General features: G+C 55.2%; 20 protein-coding genes. 8 read left to right on the top strand and 12 right to left on the bottom strand.

The window, feature by feature from the left end; all coding sequences use genetic code 11:
* Positions 1-40 precede the first annotated feature (40 nt).
* A complete protein-coding gene (locus HS100_07220; GenBank protein ID MBE7433690.1) occupies positions 41-1,087 on the top strand; it encodes a homoserine dehydrogenase in 1,047 nt (348 codons plus the stop codon).
* Positions 1,088-1,132: 45 nt separating this feature from the next.
* Here the strand turns inward: HS100_07220 and HS100_07215 are convergent, their stop codons facing one another.
* Together HS100_07215 and mutL are read right to left on the bottom strand one after the other, a co-directional pair.
* Positions 1,133-2,098 (bottom strand): GGDEF domain-containing protein, encoded by a 966-nt coding sequence (locus tag HS100_07215; GenBank protein MBE7433689.1) that lies wholly within the window; start codon positions 2,096-2,098, stop codon positions 1,133-1,135.
* 80 nt (positions 2,099-2,178) lie between these two features.
* On the bottom strand, positions 2,179-3,960 hold the full coding sequence (gene mutL / locus HS100_07210; GenBank protein MBE7433688.1) for a DNA mismatch repair endonuclease MutL: 1,782 nt from the start codon (positions 3,958-3,960) through the stop codon (positions 2,179-2,181).
* On the opposite strand from mutL, the gene HS100_07205 reads away from it, so the two are divergent.
* The 4 genes from HS100_07205 to HS100_07190 all read left to right on the top strand — a co-directional run bounded on the left by HS100_07205 (position 3,939) and on the right by HS100_07190 (position 6,991).
* Positions 3,939-4,616: a pyrimidine 5'-nucleotidase gene (locus HS100_07205; protein ID MBE7433687.1), complete on the top strand. Its 678-nt coding sequence runs from the start codon at positions 3,939-3,941 to the stop codon at positions 4,614-4,616. The two genes, mutL and HS100_07205, sit on opposite strands and share 22 nt — an antisense overlap.
* Positions 4,617-4,619: 3 nt before the next feature.
* Positions 4,620-4,862: a hypothetical protein gene (locus tag HS100_07200; GenBank protein MBE7433686.1), complete on the top strand. Its 243-nt coding sequence runs from the start codon at positions 4,620-4,622 to the stop codon at positions 4,860-4,862.
* Between the two features lie 153 nt (positions 4,863-5,015).
* Positions 5,016-6,284 carry a S41 family peptidase gene (locus HS100_07195; GenBank protein MBE7433685.1) on the top strand — a complete coding sequence of 423 codons (1,269 nt, stop codon included), beginning with the start codon at positions 5,016-5,018 and terminating at the stop codon, positions 6,282-6,284.
* A 14-nt stretch (positions 6,285-6,298) separates the two neighbouring features.
* Positions 6,299-6,991 carry a zinc metallopeptidase gene (locus HS100_07190; GenBank protein MBE7433684.1) on the top strand — a complete coding sequence of 231 codons (693 nt, stop codon included), beginning with the start codon at positions 6,299-6,301 and terminating at the stop codon, positions 6,989-6,991.
* Between the two features lie 242 nt (positions 6,992-7,233).
* On the opposite strand, the gene HS100_07185 is transcribed toward HS100_07190, so the two are convergent.
* The 5 genes from HS100_07185 to HS100_07165 form a co-directional block, all read right to left on the bottom strand.
* Positions 7,234-8,559, bottom strand: a complete 1,326-nt coding sequence (locus HS100_07185; GenBank protein MBE7433683.1) for a (Fe-S)-binding protein — start codon at positions 8,557-8,559, stop codon at positions 7,234-7,236.
* A gap of 7 nt (positions 8,560-8,566) precedes the next feature.
* Positions 8,567-9,205, bottom strand: coding sequence for a hypothetical protein (locus HS100_07180; protein ID MBE7433682.1), 639 nt, complete (start codon positions 9,203-9,205; stop codon positions 8,567-8,569).
* 55 nt (positions 9,206-9,260) lie between these two features.
* Positions 9,261-9,497, bottom strand: a complete 237-nt coding sequence (locus HS100_07175; GenBank protein ID MBE7433681.1) for a sulfurtransferase TusA family protein — start codon at positions 9,495-9,497, stop codon at positions 9,261-9,263.
* A gap of 76 nt (positions 9,498-9,573) precedes the next feature.
* Complete coding sequence (locus tag HS100_07170; protein ID MBE7433680.1) at positions 9,574-10,056, bottom strand: DsrE/DsrF/DrsH-like family protein; 483 nt, start codon at positions 10,054-10,056, stop codon at positions 9,574-9,576.
* 47 nt (positions 10,057-10,103) lie between these two features.
* A complete protein-coding gene (locus tag HS100_07165; GenBank protein MBE7433679.1) occupies positions 10,104-10,436 on the bottom strand; it encodes a winged helix-turn-helix transcriptional regulator in 333 nt (110 codons plus the stop codon).
* A gap of 277 nt (positions 10,437-10,713) precedes the next feature.
* On the opposite strand from HS100_07165, the gene HS100_07160 reads away from it, so the two are divergent.
* The gene (locus HS100_07160) at positions 10,714-11,472 is read left to right on the top strand and encodes a hypothetical protein (GenBank protein ID MBE7433678.1); all 759 of its coding nucleotides are present in this window, start codon (positions 10,714-10,716) and stop codon (positions 11,470-11,472) included.
* A gap of 82 nt (positions 11,473-11,554) precedes the next feature.
* Here HS100_07160 and HS100_07155 read toward each other — a convergent pair whose 3' ends face one another.
* The 3 genes from HS100_07155 to amrS are packed head-to-tail and all read right to left on the bottom strand — an operon-like array spanning position 11,555 to position 14,498.
* Positions 11,555-12,433, bottom strand: a complete 879-nt coding sequence (locus tag HS100_07155) for a GNAT family N-acetyltransferase (GenBank protein ID MBE7433677.1) — start codon at positions 12,431-12,433, stop codon at positions 11,555-11,557.
* A 1-nt stretch (position 12,434) separates the two neighbouring features.
* Positions 12,435-13,388 carry an NAD(P)H-binding protein gene (locus HS100_07150; protein ID MBE7433676.1) on the bottom strand — a complete coding sequence of 318 codons (954 nt, stop codon included), beginning with the start codon at positions 13,386-13,388 and terminating at the stop codon, positions 12,435-12,437.
* Positions 13,389-13,433: 45 nt separating this feature from the next.
* The gene (gene amrS / locus HS100_07145) at positions 13,434-14,498 is read right to left on the bottom strand and encodes an AmmeMemoRadiSam system radical SAM enzyme (GenBank protein ID MBE7433675.1); all 1,065 of its coding nucleotides are present in this window, start codon (positions 14,496-14,498) and stop codon (positions 13,434-13,436) included.
* Positions 14,499-14,516: 18 nt separating this feature from the next.
* On the opposite strand from amrS, the gene HS100_07140 reads away from it, so the two are divergent.
* On the top strand, positions 14,517-15,158 hold the full coding sequence (locus HS100_07140; GenBank protein ID MBE7433674.1) for a molybdenum cofactor guanylyltransferase: 642 nt from the start codon (positions 14,517-14,519) through the stop codon (positions 15,156-15,158).
* 12 nt (positions 15,159-15,170) lie between these two features.
* Here HS100_07140 and HS100_07135 read toward each other — a convergent pair whose 3' ends face one another.
* Positions 15,171-15,593: a universal stress protein gene (locus HS100_07135; protein MBE7433673.1), complete on the bottom strand. Its 423-nt coding sequence runs from the start codon at positions 15,591-15,593 to the stop codon at positions 15,171-15,173.
* 75 nt (positions 15,594-15,668) lie between these two features.
* Between HS100_07135 and HS100_07130 the strand changes: the two genes are divergently transcribed.
* The gene (locus tag HS100_07130; protein ID MBE7433672.1) at positions 15,669-16,928 is read left to right on the top strand and encodes a cysteine desulfurase-like protein; all 1,260 of its coding nucleotides are present in this window, start codon (positions 15,669-15,671) and stop codon (positions 16,926-16,928) included.
* A 160-nt stretch (positions 16,929-17,088) separates the two neighbouring features.
* Here the strand turns inward: HS100_07130 and HS100_07125 are convergent, their stop codons facing one another.
* On the bottom strand, positions 17,089-19,038 hold the full coding sequence (locus tag HS100_07125) for an alpha-glucosidase C-terminal domain-containing protein (GenBank protein MBE7433671.1): 1,950 nt from the start codon (positions 19,036-19,038) through the stop codon (positions 17,089-17,091).
* Between the last annotated feature and the right edge of the window lie 5 nt (positions 19,039-19,043).

The raw sequence follows: 19,043 nt of genomic DNA, 5'->3' as shown, positions 1-19,043 counted from the left end.
TGCCTGACACCTGATACCTGACACAGGAGAACCTATTTCCATGCACTACAACCTCTGTTTTATCGGTTTCGGCAATGTTGCCCGGTCGCTCGTCCGGTTGTTGGAACGAAAACGTGATTTGCTGAAATCAAAATATGATGTCACATATTCGATCACGAGCATCGCAACCGGGAGCCATGGCTTTGCGGTGAACCCAACCGGGCTCGATGCTCAACAAGCATTGCATAAAGTGGAAAGCGGAAAGTCCATTTCCCCACTTTCCACTTTCCAGGTCGAAGATTCCATTGCTGTTATTCAGAAATCATCCGCAAACGTCATGTTCGAAAACTCGCCCGTTAACACACAGACCGGTCAGCCCGCGCTGGATCACATCCGCCTGGCGCTGAACCTGGGGATGCACGCCATCACCGCGAACAAGGGCCCGGTGGTGCATGGTTATCGTGAATTGACTGCGTTGGCGGAATCGAAGGGAAAAAAGTTCCGGTTTGAATCTGCGGTTCTGGGAGGTGCACCCGTCTTCTCGGTCATGCGCGAGGCGTTCCCGCTCGCAGAATTGGAATCATTCAAAGGCATCCTCAACGCCACGACGAACGTCATCTTATCCAGAATGGAAAACGGCGAGACCTACGAACAAGCGCTCGCGTACGCGCACAAGATCGGACTGGCTGAAACCGACCCCACCAATGATGTGGACGGCTGGGATGCGGCGATCAAAGTTGCGGCACTGGTGACCGTGTTATGGGATGCGCCGATGACGCCCCAGCAGGTGAATCCCACCGGCATTCGCGGCATCACGTCCGGGATGATCGAGAAGGCAAAGGCTGAAGGGAAACGTTATAAGCTTATTTGTTCCGCAGAAAAAAGGGATGGGAGAATCGTCGCCGGTGTTTCGCCACAATTGGTCGATTCGTCCTCGTCGCTGTACGGCATGATGAACTCAAGCACCGGTGTGACGTTTCGGACGGATGTTATTCTCGATTATTCGATATCTCTCTCAGAAAAACCCGGCATGACGGGCGGGCCTGAAGAAACCGCATACGGCCTTTTTGCAGATTTTGTGAGCATTTGTGAAGACGCCGTTCAATAATCCCTGGGGGATTTAGTTCGGAAAATTCAAACAGCAGGCGTTGGATCAATCCCCCACGACCCAGCGGTCGCGGCCGAGGTTCTTGGCTTCGAACATGGCATTATCCGCCCGCTTGAGCAGGCTGTGCCACGAATCCTCGCCGATGCGGAATTCCGCGATGCCGATGCTGATGGTCACCTGCAATTCGAGTTCCTTCACAAACAATTTTTTATCGCGGAGTTCCCGGCAAAGGCGCGCGGCTTGCTCGACGGCGGCGTTCCGGTCTGAATTGGGCAGGAGGATGATGAACTCCTCGCCGCCGTATCGACCAACCACATCCGGGTGGCGGATTCCATCCCGCAGGTGGATCGCCACATGCCGCAGGACCTCGTCACCGACCGGATGGCCGTACGTGTCGTTGATCAGCTTGAAGTTGTCGATGTCCACGACCGATATGGAAAACAAGGTGCGGTAACGCTCCGCCCGCATGACTTCGTTCTGCATGTCCTTTATGATGGTGCGGCGGTTCGGAAGGAAGGTCAGTGGATCCACATGCGCCACTTCCTCAGCCTGGGCAATGACCGCCTCCATTTCGATCTGCTTGTTGCGCGCCAGTTTCTTCGAATATTCGCTTTCCACCTGGAAGAGCCTCACCTGTTTGCGCAATTTTTCCACCATGTCCTCGGCGTCCGCCTCCGACTCGATGCGTTCGGCAATGAAGAGCATATGCTTGTCGTCAATCGGCACCAGCCAGAAATCGCAAAGCACAGCCGCATCCGTTTCGGTGACCGCAAACTCGCCCGCCCAGTGATCCTTGATCCCCTCCGCAAGTTTTGAGCGGATCACGCCCGCATCCTTTTGCAGGAATAATTCCTTTAGATTGTTTGCTTTTGGAAACTGGCTTTTACCCGCCTCGAACGCGGAATTCCATGAGATCAACTCCCCTTCCCGATCCACGAGCGCGATGGCGGCCTGGATGTGATCGAACAGTATTTTGAGATCGCGTTTGGATAGGTCAGTTAGATTCTTCATGAGATAATTGTAGCGTATCCGCTTGAAAAAATAATTCAACCTTACAAAATTAGCAACCCCGGCACCTTGCAATTTGATGGCTATCTTGCGCCTTTGCGCCCGAACTGACGCTCCAGCATATCCACGCTGAGATGGATCATCGTGGGCCTGCCATGCGGACATGTCCGCGGGGATTGGCATGCCTCCAGGTCGTTCAACAGACTCCTTTGCTCTTCGGAGGTGAGCGCCTGCCCGGCTTTGACCGCCAGCCGTTTGCAGACCCTCGCCGCAAGCCGCGCCTCCACCTCCGCCGCAAGCGGATTCTCGTCCTCCTCGAAGTCCTCCACCAGAGCCTTGAGCGCCGAAGCCGGGCTGCCGCCAGCGAATAATACCGGCATCGCGCGCACCTGAAATGTATTCGTCCCAAACTCCTCCACCTCGAATCCAAAATGATTCAGGAAAACCAACTGCTCGACCAATGCCTTCGATGACTGCGGCGGCAGGGTCACGATCTCCGGAGTTAACAACGATTGCGCTGGAATGCTTTTATTTTCATGCTGGGCCATCAATTTCTCGAACAAGACCCGTTCATGCGCCGCATGTTGATCGACGAGATACAGTCCATCGGGTCCCTCCGCCACAAGATACGTCGCGCCGATCTGACCGATGAGACGGAGCAAGGGAACGCCGGTGGAGAAAGCAGATTGAGAATTGGGAGATCGGAGATTGGAGACTGGAGACCCGTCACTCGCCGACTCCATACTCGTCAACACGCCACTTTCCACTTTCAACTCTTCATCATGCCCAATACTCCAATCGATTCCCACTTCTCTTCTTGGAAGTTCATCCGTCCGCGACCTTGATCCCCACAACTGCGGTGAAACAGCCGGGACGGGGGTATATGCCAGCAAAGCTTTTCTCACCGAACGCTGAACAAAACTAAAAACCTTGTCCTGTGCGCGGAATCTCACCTCCGCTTTCGTCGGGTGGACGTTCACATCCACCTCTTCGGGAGCCATATCAAGGAACAAAGCCGTGAGCGGATACCGTCCCACCATCAATAGCGTGTGATAGGCCTGCAGCAGGGCTGAGTTGAGCGAAACCTCCTGCACCCAGCGTCCGTTGATGAAGAAAGTGATCTCCTTGCGATTCGAACGGGTCAACGAAACGGGGCTTATAAAACCTGTGAGCGTCATACCCTCTTCGCCAGCCATCACCTCCAGCATTTGTTTGGCGACGTCCACGCCATACAAAGCTGCTAGGATCGCCCGCCTGTCGCCATCTCCCGCCGTTTGCAATGTGGTTTGCTTTCCATCCATCACTCTGAAGCGGACAGTCGGATACGCCAGGGTATAACGCGTCACCAAAGAATCGATCGCGCGGCGTTCGGTCACATCGGTCTTCAGGAATTTCAAACGAGCAGGCACGTTGTAAAAAAGATTCTCCACGCGCGCCACGGTCCCTTTCGGCGCGCCCACCTTTTCGACCTTTCCCGACACGCCTCCCTCCACCTTCAAACGCGCACCTTCTTTGGCGGATTCCACCCGCGACGTGATCGTCATGTGCGAGACCGAGCCTATCGAAGCCAGGGCTTCGCCCCGGAAGCCAAGGGTCCGGATGTGGAACAAGTCCCCGGATTGGACCAGTTTCGAGGTCGCATGACGCGAGGCGGCTAAAGCCAATTCATCCGCTGGTATTCCAGTGCCGTCATCCGCCACCTCGACCAGAGTCCGCCCCGCATCCATTATCGAAATGGAAATATTGGTCGCGCCTGCATCCAATGCATTTTCCGTAAGTTCTTTGACCACAGAAGCGGGCCTCTCCACCACTTCACCAGCGGCGATCTGCGACGAGACTTCGGATGAAAGCAATCGAATTGGCATGGCACGATTATAATCATCAAATGCGCTTTACCACCATCTTCTTCGACCTCGACGACACGCTCTACCCGCCAGGCACAGGGTTGTGGAACGCCATCAAGGAACGCATGACCGCGTACATGCGCGAGCGCATGGGTTTTCCCGAAGAACAGATCGCGCACATCCGTGAAAAATATTATCTGCAATACGGAACGACCCTGCGCGGATTGCAAGCCAATCACGATATCGATCCGCAGGATTTTCTCGCTTATGTACATGACCTGCCTCTGAAGGATTATCTGACTCCGAATCCGACCCTGCGTTCGGTCATCGCTTCACTCCCGACCCGCAACCTGATCTTCACGAACGCAGACATTCCCCACGCCAAAAGAGTCCTGACCGTTCTCGACCTGCGCGATTTGTTCGACGTCATTGTGGACATCAATGCCATCTCACCCTATTGCAAACCCATGCCTGAGTCATTCCGGGTCGCATTGAAAGCGGCAGGGGAAAAAGACCCAGCTAAATGCGTGATGATCGACGACATCCATCGCACCACCAGCGCGGCAAGCCAGGCGGGCTTGTTCAGCATCCTGTACAACGAAACCTTCCCCGCCGAAAGCGCCGACGCTCACCTGACGAATTGGAACGAACTGAAGGATATTCTGGAAAGGCAATGACCCATGGAAGAAAACAAGATCCTCATTGGCGCGCTGATCTTCTTCGGGCTGATCCTTGGCTCGAACCTCATCATGTACGCCATTGCGCGCGGAGCGGCGCGCCCCGGCGGGGGGCATTGGCTGGATGTGATCGCCAAATCCCTGACGGCGAATCCGGCGAAAAAAAGGGACGATATGGATGAACTGCGGCGCTCGGTCCGGGAATTGAGCGAAGGCGGGAAGGAATCAGGCAAAGAACCCGAATAAAAAGCCGTTCTTACACAAATCGTATGATTCATTCAGCAATCCTTAATAACCAATTGGTATCTTTCCGCGTAAAGGTAGACATGGGCGGCTCGTCAATATACGCGAATTGCCAGCCGACCTTTTATTGATGAAAAAGCCGAATTGGAGGCACTTGTGAATAAAACTTTAAAGGCAGTCCTGCTCGTCCTGGCTGTCCTCATCGTGGCACTTGGTTCGTTTGCCGGGGGCTTTGTAACGGGTCATCTCCTGCCTTTCGGGACCTTCCCGATGGCTGGGATTACCGATGTCCCAACCGAAGCCCCGCCATCGACTGCTTCGCCAGAACAACTGGCAGCCACGCCCGAAGAACTTCAAACCCTTTTCGCCCCGTTCTGGCAGGCATGGAACCTTATCCATGAAAATTATGTCGACCAGCCCGTGGACGACGTTGCTCTCATGCGCGGCGCCATCGACGGCATGATGCAGGCTCTCGGCGATGAGCACTCCACGTACATGAACCCGGAGGAATACCAACAGGCAAATGAAAGCCTCGAAGGTTCTTATGAAGGCATCGGCGCATATGTGGATACGACGACAGATTACCTGACCATCACCAGTCCCATCCCCGGTTCTCCCGCAGAGGCGGCGGGGCTGCTTCCAGGCGATAAGATCGTCGCCATCGACGGCGAAGACATGACCGGCATCGACGCCGAACTTGCCCGGCGCAGGGTGCTCGGTCCCGCCGGGTCGACGGTCGTGCTCACCATCGTGCGCGAAGGCGAAGAATCACCGCTCGAATTCACCATCGTTCGGGCGCGCATTACCATCGCTTCAGCCGATGGCGAAATGCTCGAAGGGAATATTGCCTATATCCAGGTGACGACATTCGGTCCCAACACCATGCCGGAGCTGAACTCGGTCCTGGAAGAGTTGATGCCGCAAAACCCCAAAGGCATCATCCTCGACCTGCGAAACAATGGCGGGGGGTTTCTGCAGACCTCTGTGGATGTCACCTCGCAGTTCCTCGAGCAGGGAGTCGTCCTTTACGAACAATATGGAGACGGGAATCGCATTACGTTTGAAGTCGTTCCGGGCGGCGCCGCCACCGATGCGGACATCCCGATGATCGTGCTCATCAACGAAGGATCTGCCTCCGCTTCCGAGATCGTGGCGGGTGCGTTACAGGATTCAGGACGCGCCAAACTCCTTGGCACGGTATCCTATGGCAAGGGCTCGGTGCAAATTTGGTATCCCCTTTCGGAGGAGAACGGCGCAGTGCGCGTCACCATTGCGAAATGGCTCACACCGAATGGAAATACCATTCATGATATTGGCCTCACCCCCGATTATCCGGTGGATCTCACAGAGGACGACCGGATAGCGGACCGTGACCCGCAATTGGACGAAGCCGTTCGTATTTTGCTGGAAATGATCGGACAATAACGAAAGGATTGAAAATGTTTTTCTTCGACCCCACCTATTTGATCTTTATGATCCCCGCCTTTATCCTCATGGCGCTCACATCGTGGTATGTGAAGGCGGCATACAACAAATGGAGCCGGGTGGCCGCCGGCAGTCGCTTCAGCGGTTATGAAGCCACTAGAAGGCTGATCGCCTCCGGCGGGCTTCACGGTGTGAAGATTCAAGGCACGCCGGGCGAAATGACGGACCATTATGATCCGCGCGACAAGACCGTGTATCTTTCGCAGGGTGTGGCAAACAGCCCTTCGGTCGCCTCATTGGCGATCGCCGCGCACGAACTCGGTCATGCCCAGCAGGATGCCGAGGATTATTTCCCGCTCAAGTTCCGCGGCACGCTCGTTCCGTTGGTGAATATCGGATCCAATCTCGGCTGGATTCTGATCCTCATCGGCCTGATCCTGCAATGGACACAACTGGCATGGATCGGCGTGCTGGTCTTTTCCGGAGGCGCATTATTCGCGCTGGTTACCCTGCCTGTGGAATTCGACGCTTCAGCCCGCGCCCGCCGCATGCTCGCCGAAAGCGGCATCATCCAGACCGACGCCGAGATGCGCGGCGTCAGCAATGTGCTCAATGCCGCCGCATTGACTTACGTGGCAGGCCTGGTCACGGCGATCCTGCAATTGCTGTATTACGTCTCGCTCGTCAGCGGAAGAAGCCGCGACTGATAAATTTTAATTAACCCCGATCCTGTTCAGAGTAACACAAATCACCTTACAAATTGTCACCCTGAGCAGCGCTAAAGGCGCCGCGAAGTTTACCGAAGACGATCGCAGAGATGCTTTGCTGCGCCCAGCATGACACCTTAAAGCGTAAGGCAATTAAAGTTATCCTGAATAACTGCTCTTAAAAACATAACTCATCCACGAAATGTAGGTTTCGCGGGTGAGTTATGTTTTGTCACATACTTTTATCTTGGGACCTCAACCTGTTCTCCTTCGAACAGATGCTCCGCCTCCATGCCGGGCAACGGCTTCGGCAATCGCATCGCCTGGACAACCAGGTCCGTCAGCGCTGTAACATGAATGTTCAAGTTGTAATGTTCGTTCAGGTCACCGATCTGCAAACGGCAGTTCTCACAAGCCGCGACCACGGTACGCGCGCCGGTACTTTTGATTTGATCCGCCTTGGGTTTGCCAGCCGCAATCCTCCGCTCGGCATATTCGGCGAGGGCGACGATCCCGCCTCCGCCGCCGCAACATAAGGCTTCGGCTTTGTTGGGCGTCATCTCGCGGAAGTCCCTGACGATGCTTTTCAACACATAACGCGGTTCTTCCAACAGCCCGCCATTGCGCGCCAGATTGCATGAATCGTGATAGGTGACAGACCCGGGAATTGCCGTGGGATCGACTTTGATCTTCCCATCCGAGATATACCCGGCAAGCACTTCAATCAGCGATCGGACTTTGAAATCGAATTGACCCGCGAACCAGTTCGGCACATCCCAGCGGTAACATGCATAAGCGTGCCCGCATTCGGAGATGACGATTTCCTCCACACCCAGCCGGTTGGCTTCATCCACGATGCGTTTGGCAACCTGTTTGGCGCGGTTCACATCCGCCAGAAAGACGCCATAGTTCGAGGCTTCGAAGATCGAGAGAGTCCAATCTTCTTGTGCGGCATTAAATACAACGGCGGGAGGCAGGATGGTATGCGCACCGGCAAGCGGAACGTATAGAATCTTCGCGCCCTGCTTTTCCACAGGAATGGTCGCGTTCTCGTCGCCTGTGATGTCGCGCAACTGTTTTTCCATGTCCGCGATCTGTTCGAGAAACATTTCCTTGTAGAACGAGGGATCTTTCCCCTTCTCGATCGCCGCGTCCGCCAGCATTATCAGTATTTCAGGCGCGGTCCCGGCGGCGGTTGCCATGGCGCGGATGGCACGCATCATCAACGGCGTATCCACACCCAGCGGACAGTTGACCGTGCATCGCCGACATAAGGTGCATTGGCTGAATGCAATTTCAGTCAAATTCGCAAGTGTCGTTTCGTCAAGTTTTTTCGCGCGCGTCCAAACGGGGAACAGCCTGCTGATGAAATCGTGTTCGTAGCGGTACACATTCCGCAACTGCTCGGCACGATAGGCCGGGATGTGTTCCACTTTCGGTTCGGCGCGGTAATAGTGACAAGCCTCCGCGCAAATACCGCAGCGGGCGCAGGCTTCGAGCGCGGTCTCCAACGGCTGATTGAGCTGCGCTTCAAGGGTTTTCAAGGCAAGTTCGATCGTTTCGGTCATGGCAACCTCATTTCAGCGCTTCGCGGTACGGAGTACCGTGGGGGAATACGGCGCGCCGCCCGAAGAATTTCCCAAAGAAAGTGCGCGAAAAGAAGAAATAAAGGCAGTGACGGATCTTTCCGAGCGGAATGTACGCGAACGTCACCGCGCTGACGATATACATCGGAACGACAAACGCTTCAAAGACCAAACCCAAGCCTGTTACGGCGATAAAAAGCGTCGTCAGCCAGACGGCAAAATGGTCGTCGGGCAGGGACAAACCGCGCAGGTTATGTTCGGCGAGTCGCATGAGTCCACCCGCGGCGCCGAGCAAGGCTCCGGGGATCAGGACCCAGAACAAAGTCGAGGAAAGAAGCGGGGGGAGGAATCCCCACAACGGGCTGAGGATCACCGTCCCAATGGCAGTAAAGATCCCGATGTGAAATCCTATCCCGCGCAGGTATGCGATCAGGTGAATGCGCGTGGATTCTTTTGCCCAGGGCATCATGCCTGTTGTGAACGCGTAGGCGATCCCGTGCGGGATGTTTCCCTTGACCGGGGATTTGTCGATGGGCAGAGCACGGCGTTTGGTCTCGGCGTAGCGAAGGTAGATTCCGAAGAGACCGGCCGCAAGTCCCACGAGAGCGAGCAGTTGGAAGATGAGCATCTGGATTCCTCCGTTATGACAGGACTCTCTTGATCAGTCCCGTCATGACACCGATCTACTTGAGTCTCTTCACTACGAACTTGAAGATCTTGTCCTGTTTTTCGAGCGTGACCAATTCATGGCCGGTGGAACGCGCCCAGGCTGGGATGTCTGCCATGACGCCGGGGTCGGTGGCGATGGCTTCGATCAATTCGCCGACCTGCACCTGTTTGATCGCCTGCGCGATCTTGACGACGGGCATCGGGCACAACAAACCTTTGAAATCGAGGGTGAGTTTTGGGGTCTCGGTCATTTTGAATTCCTTTTGATTATGCGTAGCAGGCTTTTAATGCTGATGTCGCCGAAGAGGGCGCACACTACGCAGCAGGTTAGATGAAGAACTGGATGCTGGATTCCTTCGCGTGTTCCAGCATGGTGGCCACGCCGACGGGTTCGGTCGTTTCGGCGATCAGATGATCGCAGTTGATCTCCATAACGTCCATGCTCATCTGGCAAGGCATCAATTTAACCCCGAGATCGATCGCCGCCTGACGAAGTTCGGGCAGTTGCGTGACGCCCTTCTGCTTCATCATCAGTTTGAACATCCAGCGCCCCATGCCGCCCATGTTCAGGCGGGAGGGACCGATGGCGTTGAGTCCGCCGCGGTTCATCACACCGAGCATGCGGCCGAACAAGCCCTTGCCGGTGAATACGCCGTCGCGTTGAATGGCTTTCAATCCCCAAAAGGTGAAGAACATGACCACTTCCATGCCCGCCGCCGCCGCGCCGGATGCTATGATGTATGAAGCCATCACCTTGTCCAGGTCGCCGCTCAAGACTACCAATGTAAGTTTTTCCTTCTTCTCGAACATTTCAGCCTCCATTTGATTTGATCGCGCTCCCGCGAACACGGGATGCGTTATGCCAGCGCTTCGACCAGTTCTGCACGTTTCGCCAGCCCATCGCGCATCACTGCCCGCAACAGATCCAGAGCCTGGATCAAACGTATATCGGCAAGGAAATATTGGATGACCGTTCCCTGGCGTTTGAAGACCACCATGCCGCGCTCGCGCAAAACCTTCAGGTGGCGCGAAACCAGCGGTTGCGGCATATTCAACTCGTTGCACAGTTCGGTCACGTTGCGGGTACTCTGCGACAGAGCGTAGAGGATCAAGATGCGGTTCGGGTCTGCCAAGCCAGCGCAGATTTCGGCATGTAATTGAGTGATTTCGCTTTCAAGAGTTGAGTTCATACGTTCACCTTGGCATCTATCCGGATATTCATATATTCTTGTGAAAATTGTAACAATCAGGTTATACCCTTTCAAGTATGTTCAATCACCTTGTCAGGGTGATGGATGTAACAGGAGTAATTTTGTGATATTCGTCATCAAACAGAACTGGTCAAACCATTCCAACAGGAGGTGGGCAATGGTTCTGCAAGGATTCCCCATTGACAAATTAGAACAAGTGTTCTATATTTATAGGCAGACACCCTTTCCGTATCTGGTTCCAAAATGGAGTGATCCCATGAACCGTTCCTTCCAAATCCAACTGACGCCATTCTTGAAGAACATGTCGCTTAAGCGCGGCGCGATCTTTGGCGGTTTGATTCTCTGCGCCCTGTTCGCGTTCGAGATCTTCAACTTCGGCACCACCTCATTCGCCTTGCGCGATGTATTGGGCGATCTGAAATTCGGGGGCATGTACTGGTATTCGGTGCTGGCATTTGCATTTTGCGCCATCGACTTTGCCGGCATCGCCCGCATATTCACTCCGGAGCAGGGACGCGATGAACCAGCCGAGGTCTGGTATCTCTTTGGAGCATGGCTCCTTGCCGCCGCGTTCAACGCCATGCTCACCTGGTGGGGCGTGTCGGTCGCCATTCAAAACCACAATGCATTGGGCGGCTCCCTGGTCGGCCAGGAAGCGATGACGAAACTCGTCCCCATCTTAGTCGCGTGCATGGTCTGGCTGATCCGTGTACTGTTGATCGGTACTTTCTCACTGGCTGGCGAGCGTCTCTTTACGCTTGCGGATATTTATGACCGGAACTCGGCCTATCGCAATGCCCCGGCATCTTCCTACCCCGCGCCTCAACCTCGGACCGTTCAACCCTTCCCGCGGCAGGAAGTGAATCCTCCCCCAGTCAATTATCCCCGCCCCACGTCCAAGCCGCGTCCTGCGCCCATGCCGTCCTACGGCGTCAACCGCCCCGAACCGACGTATCATCCCGTCGGCATGGCAGCAATGAGCAACCGCGATAACAATCCTTCCGTTCGGAGGTAATCCTTGCAAAGCAAGGTTTCGTTTCCTCTCCCCCATCCAACCGCTGGGCCGCCCGCAAGGGCGGCTCATGCGTTTAATGACGTTACTCGAACTCGTCCAGCGTGCTTTCCCCATGCGTCAATACATACATTCCGCGCGGATGTTCCCCGGTGCTGTCGTACACAAAATCGGTGACTATGTATCCCCTGGCAAAAGTGGTCTCGAAAAGTTCGCGGCTGAAGAAACGCCAGTCGCGGGCGAGGGCAAAATCCTTTGCTTTGAGTCCGATGAAATCGTGAGGAATCTCCGCCAGCAGGATGCGCTCCTCGAACGGAGGGAGATGCTCGGGTGGGCGGACCAATCCTGCGTCCGAAAATTGAGGCGGGTAAAAGGGGCGGAGTCCGCTTTTGGATACATGGGTCATTGTGAGCGTGGGGCGCGGATTCTTACTGAGGCGCTTTTCTACGCGGCGCGAATTGATCCACCAATCCACTTGAAAACGATCGGAGGGAAGCCCGGCATTAAGACCGTCGCGCATCTCGCCGTATTCGGAGCGGCGGTAGGTGCTGCAGACCGCGCCGAGCTTGGAGATGTTGAGACGCGCATTGCGGCTGAGCAATGGATCGTACGTCCAGGTGATGTGGTCGAGTCCCTGATGCCGCACCATCTGCCATTGCGCGCGTTTCAGCGCGAAGCCGATTCCCCCGTCGCGATATTCGGGATGAATGCCCATCATATGCGAGCAATGTTTGGCGCGGGGTCCGTCAGGCGTTTCCTCCAAACCGGGGAAGCCGAAAACAAAACCGATGATCTTCTCTTCTTCAAATGCGCCAAACACCAGCCCGCCGTTATGGACGGCGGTGATGAGCATGTGCATGGGCACGATGTCCGTTTCCGAGCCGGGCCACACCGCGCGTTGAAGTTCCTCCACGAGGCGGAGGTCTTCCGGCGTTTCAAGCAGGCGAATGTTCGGCAGCGACATCTTAATTCGTTTTCTGAGGGGAAAGGCGTTCCGTGATCGCGCTCCACAAGCGCTCATACCAGCGTTTATGTTTGAGATATTCGAGCCGGTAGGAGAAGCGCGCCGGCATCAAGCCGAAGTAACGCGGCATCGAATCGACGGCGGTGGTGCGATTGACGGCGAAATAATCGAGAAAGAAGGATGAGATGGGGAAACGCGGTAGGGCATTTTCGAGAAATACGGTTATGGCGCGCAGAGTGATTGGCGATAACGGCACAAGATACCGCCTTCTGCGCGTCACGTCCATGATGGTCTCGATGACCTGTTGAATGGTGAAGAATTCGTTGCCGCCGACTTCATAGACCTGGTGCAGCGTGGATTCGTTTTGGAGAGCCCAGATCATGCAGGTGACAAGGTCTTCGACCCAGACCGGCTGTACGACGACACGCCCGCCGGTGGGAATGGGAAAGAATCCGACCGAAGAACGGATGAGCCGCGCGATGTTGTTGGTGAAGTGATCCTCGGGTCCGTACACCAATGAAGTACGGATGATGGTATAGGGTGTTTTCCCCGCGCGGATGCTTTCCTCGGCGATCCCCTTTGCCTTGAAGGCGGGATATCCCGACGCACGCGCCGCCCCAAGATGGCTGAGATAAATGATTCGATTCACGCCCGCATCTGCCGCGGCATCGACGAGATTTTGCGTCCCTTGAATATCTGTGGCGAGAAGATTGCCGCGCGACCCTTGATTCTCCGCGCTGGCAAGATGGAAAATGGACACCACATCGCGCATGGCAGCGCGCAGACCACGCGTATCGGCGAGCGAAACCACCGCCACCTCCACAGGGACACCTTTCGGTAAACGCGGAGTCCGTGCCGATGGACGGATGAGCGCGCGCACCGGATAGCCCGTCGAAGATAACTGCCGCACAAGGGTGCGCCCGATAAACCCGGTTGCGCCGGTGATGAGAATCATGGAAAAGATTATAAAAGATTTGGGCGCTTTATAGGCTGCCGAGACCTATCGTTTCGACCACACACCGGGGATGGCTTCGCCACACTTCGGGCATTTCCCCTCCCCCGTCAATCGATTTTCCAGGATGAAATATCCGCGCCTCTTGACCAGCCGATGACTGCAATTCGGGCAGACGGTATCCTCGTACTCCCCGACCGTGCCGGGCAAATTTCCCGCGTACACGAATTTGAGTCCCGCCTCGCGCCCGATCTCCGCAGCGCGGATGAGAGTCTTCGCATCGGTGTTATCCGGATCGGTCATTTTGTAATCCTTATGGAATGCCGTGACATGCCAGGGAATATCGGTCGAGACTTCAGCAAGGAATCGCGCTGCATCCCACAACTCTTCGTCCGAGTCATTGAAGCCGGGGATGACCAGCGTGACCACCTCCACCCAGAGTCCATGTTGCCTTGCCCGTTTGATCCCGTCCAGCGTGCTTTGCAGGGTCCCGCCGAGTTTGCGGTAGTTCTTGTCGTCCATGCACTTGAGATCGACTTTATACGCGGAAAGATACGGCGCGAGGTAATCCATTACTTCAGCGGTGTTGTTTCCGTTGGAGACATAGGCGCACATCAAACCGTTAGCCTTCGCCACCTTGAAGATATCCACCGCCCATTCGCTGGTGATCAGCGGTTCGTTATACGAGGAAACCACCACCGAGGCCTTCACCTTGAGGGCATGGTCCACAATCGCCTGGGGAGTCACTTCGCGTATGAATTGAGCCGAAATATCCGATGCCGGGTCGCGCATGGCTTGCGAGGTGAGCCAGTTCTGGCAGTAACCACAATGGTAGTCGCAACCAAGCATTCCGAAGGTCAATGCATTTGCGCCGGGTAATACATGCGCGAACGGTTTTTTCTCGATGGGGTCGTTCTGCAGTGCAGCGACGTAACCGTGCGGAACCATCAACCTCCCGCCCTTGTTGAAGCGCACCTGGCAGATTCCCCGCTTCCCCTCGCGGATGAGACAGCGATGCCCGCACGCGAAACAGCGCACGGAATCATCGGCAAGTTTCTCATACAACTCGCCTTCGACGGTCAATTGGTCAAGTAGGGTAGCCAGAGGACTCATTTCATCTATAATATACCCATGTTATCGGTTGTAATTCAAGCCGGTGGGCAGTCCTCCCGCATGGGCGAGGACAAGGCGCTCAAGCCGTTTTTGGGAAGGCCGCTCATTCAGCGGGTGATCGAACGGCTTGCGTCCATCGCGGACGAATTGATTGTAACGACGAATCGCCCCGCAGACTATGAATTCCTTAACGCTTCGACAAGCTCAGCGCAGCGCGTGCGCCTCATGCCGGACCTCAAACCGGGCCGCGGCGCCCTGGGCGGACTCCACACCGCCATCGCATCCGCCAGTCATCCGTTCGTCGCAGTGGTCGCATGCGACATGCCCTTCGCGAGTAAAAATTTCTTCGAAAGCGCGCACAGGCTCATCATCGCGGAAGAGGTGGACGTGGTCATCGCCCGCGTCGAGGCGGAAAACGAAAAAAGCGCAGGGTACGAGCCGCTCCATGCCTTATATCGAAAAGAGACCTGCCTGCCAGCCATCGAATACGCAATTGAAAAAGACCTGTGGAAAGTGATCGTCTGGTTTCCACAGGTCAGGGTGCGGACGGTGACCGAAGAAGAATTGAAAATTCTTGACCCATCCGGTTTGTGTTTTTGGAATGTCAACACCCCCGGGGAATTTCAAAAAGCCGAACAACTTGCCGGACTAAACGACTGACCGACTCTTCGACTATCTGACTATCAAAACCGGGCAGGGCGCATGCGAGACGACCTTCTGACTCGTGCTTCCCAGCAGCAAACCTGCCAGCCTTCCCAGGCCGCGCGAACCCATCACGATCACATCACTTTTGCAGACGTTCGCCACTTCGATGATCGCACCGGCTGCGTCGCCTTCGATGATCTCGGTGTGGATGCCGCAAGGCACCTCGCCGATTTCCTTGACGGCCATGTTCAAAATTTCCTCGGCTTCACCTTTGCGGTTGGTGATCGCGATCTGCATATTCGGTTCGCCGAGATAAACCGGTATGGGATCATAGGCTACAACAATGCGAAACTCTTCGGGTTTCATCAGGCGCGCCAGTTCGGCGGCTTTGCGCGCTGCGCGGAGGGCGTGCTCGGAACCGTCCACAGCGAGCAGGATTCGTTCGAACATGGATGCTCCTTTCCGTGAGGTACAATTTAAGTATACAACCCAAATATCTGAAAAGCGTTGGAGGAGTTTTCTCTCATGTCATTGAATCTGGATGTCATTCGTCAGCAATTTCTGTCGCTGAACCGCCCGGCGATCTTCTTCGACAATCCCGGCGGGACTCAGATCGCAAAACAATCCCTCGACCGCATCACAAATTATCTGCTTGAGAACAATGCCAATCATGAAGGCGCATTCGCCACCAGCATTGCTTCTGATGCAATTCTCGACGAAGCGCATCAAGCCATGGCGGATTTTTATAACGCCGCCTCTCCCGAAGAGATTGTCTTCGGCAACAACATGACCACCCTCACCCTGCACTTAAGCCGCTCCATTTCGCGCGACTGGAAGGAAGGCGATGAAATCGTCTTGACGAGGCTCGACCACGACGCCAATGTCACGCCCTGGGCGCTGGCGGCGCAGGATAAAGGCGTGAAAGTCAACTGGGTGGATTTCGATGTGGAAGACGGCACACTCAAACTGGATGATCTACAAAAAGCGCTCGAACGCAAGCCGAAACTGGTGGCTGTCGGATATGCCTCCAATTCGCTGGGAACGGTCAACCCGATAACAAAGATCACGAAGATGGCGCACGACGTTGGCGCACTCGTCTATGTGGATGCGGTGCAATACGCCGTGCATGGTCCCATCGATGTGCAAAAGATCGGCTGTGATTTTCTGGTCTCTTCATCGTACAAATATTTCGGTCCGCATGCGGGAATCTTGTACGGCAAACACGACCTGCTTGAAAAGCTTTTCGCTTATAAAGTCCGCCCTGCCACGAATCATCTGCCCGGCAAATTCGAGACCGGCACGCAAAACCACGAAGGCATCGCGGGGGTTCTCGGCGCCATCGAATACTTTGAATGGCTGGGAAAGGAATTCGGCGGGCGTTATGTGGACGGCCTGCGCGAGGATGGATACAGCGGACGAAAACTTTCACTCAAACAGGCAATGACCGCCGTCCACGCGTACGAATTCGAGTTGAGCCGCGCGCTTCTTTCCGTGCTCGAAGCGGTTCCGAACCTGCGCATCTTTGGTCTCACCGACCCCCGCCGACTCGACGAACGCATCGCCACCTTCTCCTTCCGCATCGGGGATATGCACCCAAAAATTGTGGCGGAGAAACTCGCTGCGGAGAACATCTACGTTTGGGATGGGAACTACTACGCCATCAACGTCACCGAACGCCTTGGCTTGGAAGACAAGGGCGGCATGGTCCGCGTGGGAGCGGTGCATTACAACACGTTGGATGAAGTGGCGAAGTTGGGGGAGGTATTGAAAAGGATCGCTGGATAAAAGAAACATGTCTCACCCGGAAATTATGGTTTCGTGGGTGAGTTCGTTTTTAAGAGCAAATGGGGCGCGGATTATCGCTGAAAACGGGTTTTTTATAATCCTTTTCCACGTTCATCTGCGTCCCAAATTAAACTCTGGGTTAATTATGTTTTGAACTTCATCAACCAAACACCACAAAATCCAACGGCTCGAGGACAAGAGTATTCTTGGGGGAAACATGATTCCGTCCGTGAAGTTTCTTTAGCGAGGTGATCGAGTACTGTTCGATGACGCGGCGCATAATGGGTTGAGGCACTTCGGAGAAATTGGCAAAGACCACGGCGCGTTTGCCTGCATAGGTGCGCATATAGGCAAGGACGTGTTCATTTTCGGTCGGGATGACTTCCATTTCGCCGTCTGCAAAGACCTTGTGAACCTTTCGTAGTTCGATCAACGTGCGAAAACCGTGATAGATGTGTCCTTCGATGGAGTGGGGATTCTTTCTCCGCTTGTATTTCTCCCAATCCGCGCGCGGACGATGCACCCAGCGGCTGTCGCGTTCGCGGGCGGGGTCGTCGCGGTAGGAGTAATCGTTCAGGGTGCCGATCTCATCGCCAAGGTAAATGAGCGGGATCCCGCCCACGGTGAGAATGATCCCGTGGATCAACAGGATACGGCGGATGGCAAGTTCCACTTCTTTTTCGCCTTCTTCATGCAAAGCCTTTTCGAGCCCGGCAAGGGAGGCGCAGGTCCCGCTGATGCGGCAATCGCCGGTGGAGGGATTTTCCTGAAAGGGAAGCCCGCGCGCGAAACTGCCGGGGAAACGTCCGCGGTAGAACTCGTTGAGGAAACGGCGGTGGTCGTAGCCATTGATTCCCAATTGGGCAGCGTCTTCATCCGAAAATGTCCAACCGATGTCGTCATGCACACGGACGTAATTGATCCATGCCGTCCCCTGCGGGAGTTTAAAGCGGGTCGCAAGGGCTTGTGAAAGCAAGCGCGTCTTCCGCGTGGCAAGCGAGTTCCAAAGCAATGCCATTATGAGCGGGTTATAGGATACCTGGCACTCATCGGGCGAAACGTATTTCACCACCTCGTCGGGATGCACGATGGCTTCGGATTTGAAAATGAGCGCAGGGGCGGCGATGCGCGCCACGGCACTAAAGGCTTTGATGAGCATATGCGCCTGCGGCAGGTTCTCGCAGTTGGTGCCGAGTTGTTTCCAAATAAAAGCGACCGCGTCGAGCCGCAGCGCTTCCACGCCTTGATTCGCGAGGAAGAGCATTTCCTCCGCCATGCGGTTGAAGACGGCCGGGTTGGCATAGTTCAAATCCCATTGGTAGGAGTGGAAGGTAGTCCACACCCAATGTTCTTTTTTCCTGATGATGAACGGTGAAAAGGCGCCTGCATCGCCTTCGGGAAAGATTTCCCTGAGATTCTGCTGGTAGCGGCCGGGCAGGTCACGGTCCGGGAAGATGCGGTAGAAATCCATGTGGTCTTCATCGCCCTGTTTGGCACGTTCCGCCCAGAGATGTTCATCCGAGGTGTGATTGAAGACCAGGTCCAAAACAAGGCTGATGCCCGCCCGGCGCAATTCACGCGCAAGTGAAGACAGTTCCTTCATCGTGCCAAGTGCGGGATTCACTTCGCGGTAACTGCTGACGGCATATCCGCCGTCGTTCTCGCCTTCGGGGGATTTGAAGAGCGGCATGAGGTGAAGATAGGTGAGACCGAGTTCCTTGAAGTACGGGATTTTCCTGCGGATCCCATCGAGGTCGTCCGCAAAAAGATCCGCATAACAGACTGCTCCGAGCATTTGATTGGATTGAAACCAGAGCGGGTCGCGCTCGCGCGCATCGTCGAGTTCGCGCAGGTCGAGCGGGCGGTTGAACCATGAACGCGCCATGCTTGCCACAAGGTCTTCGAGTTGATAGGCAAGGTCGTAACGGTCGCCATACAACTCAGCATACAACGCCAGCAGGGAAGGGAAGGTCTTATTGAGTCGGCTTGTGAATTGCTGCCAACCTTGCAGGTCCCTTGCGATCAGGCGTTTAAGGTCGGCTTCCACTCGCGGAAGAATTGATCTCAATAGTTTATGAGAGTTACGTTCGAGGAGTTTGGATTGATTCATTGAAT

It is taken from the genome of Anaerolineales bacterium (assembly GCA_015075725.1).
GTDB lineage: Bacteria > Chloroflexota > Anaerolineae > Anaerolineales > Villigracilaceae > Villigracilis.
This window is presented reverse-complemented; position numbering and strand designations above follow the sequence as displayed.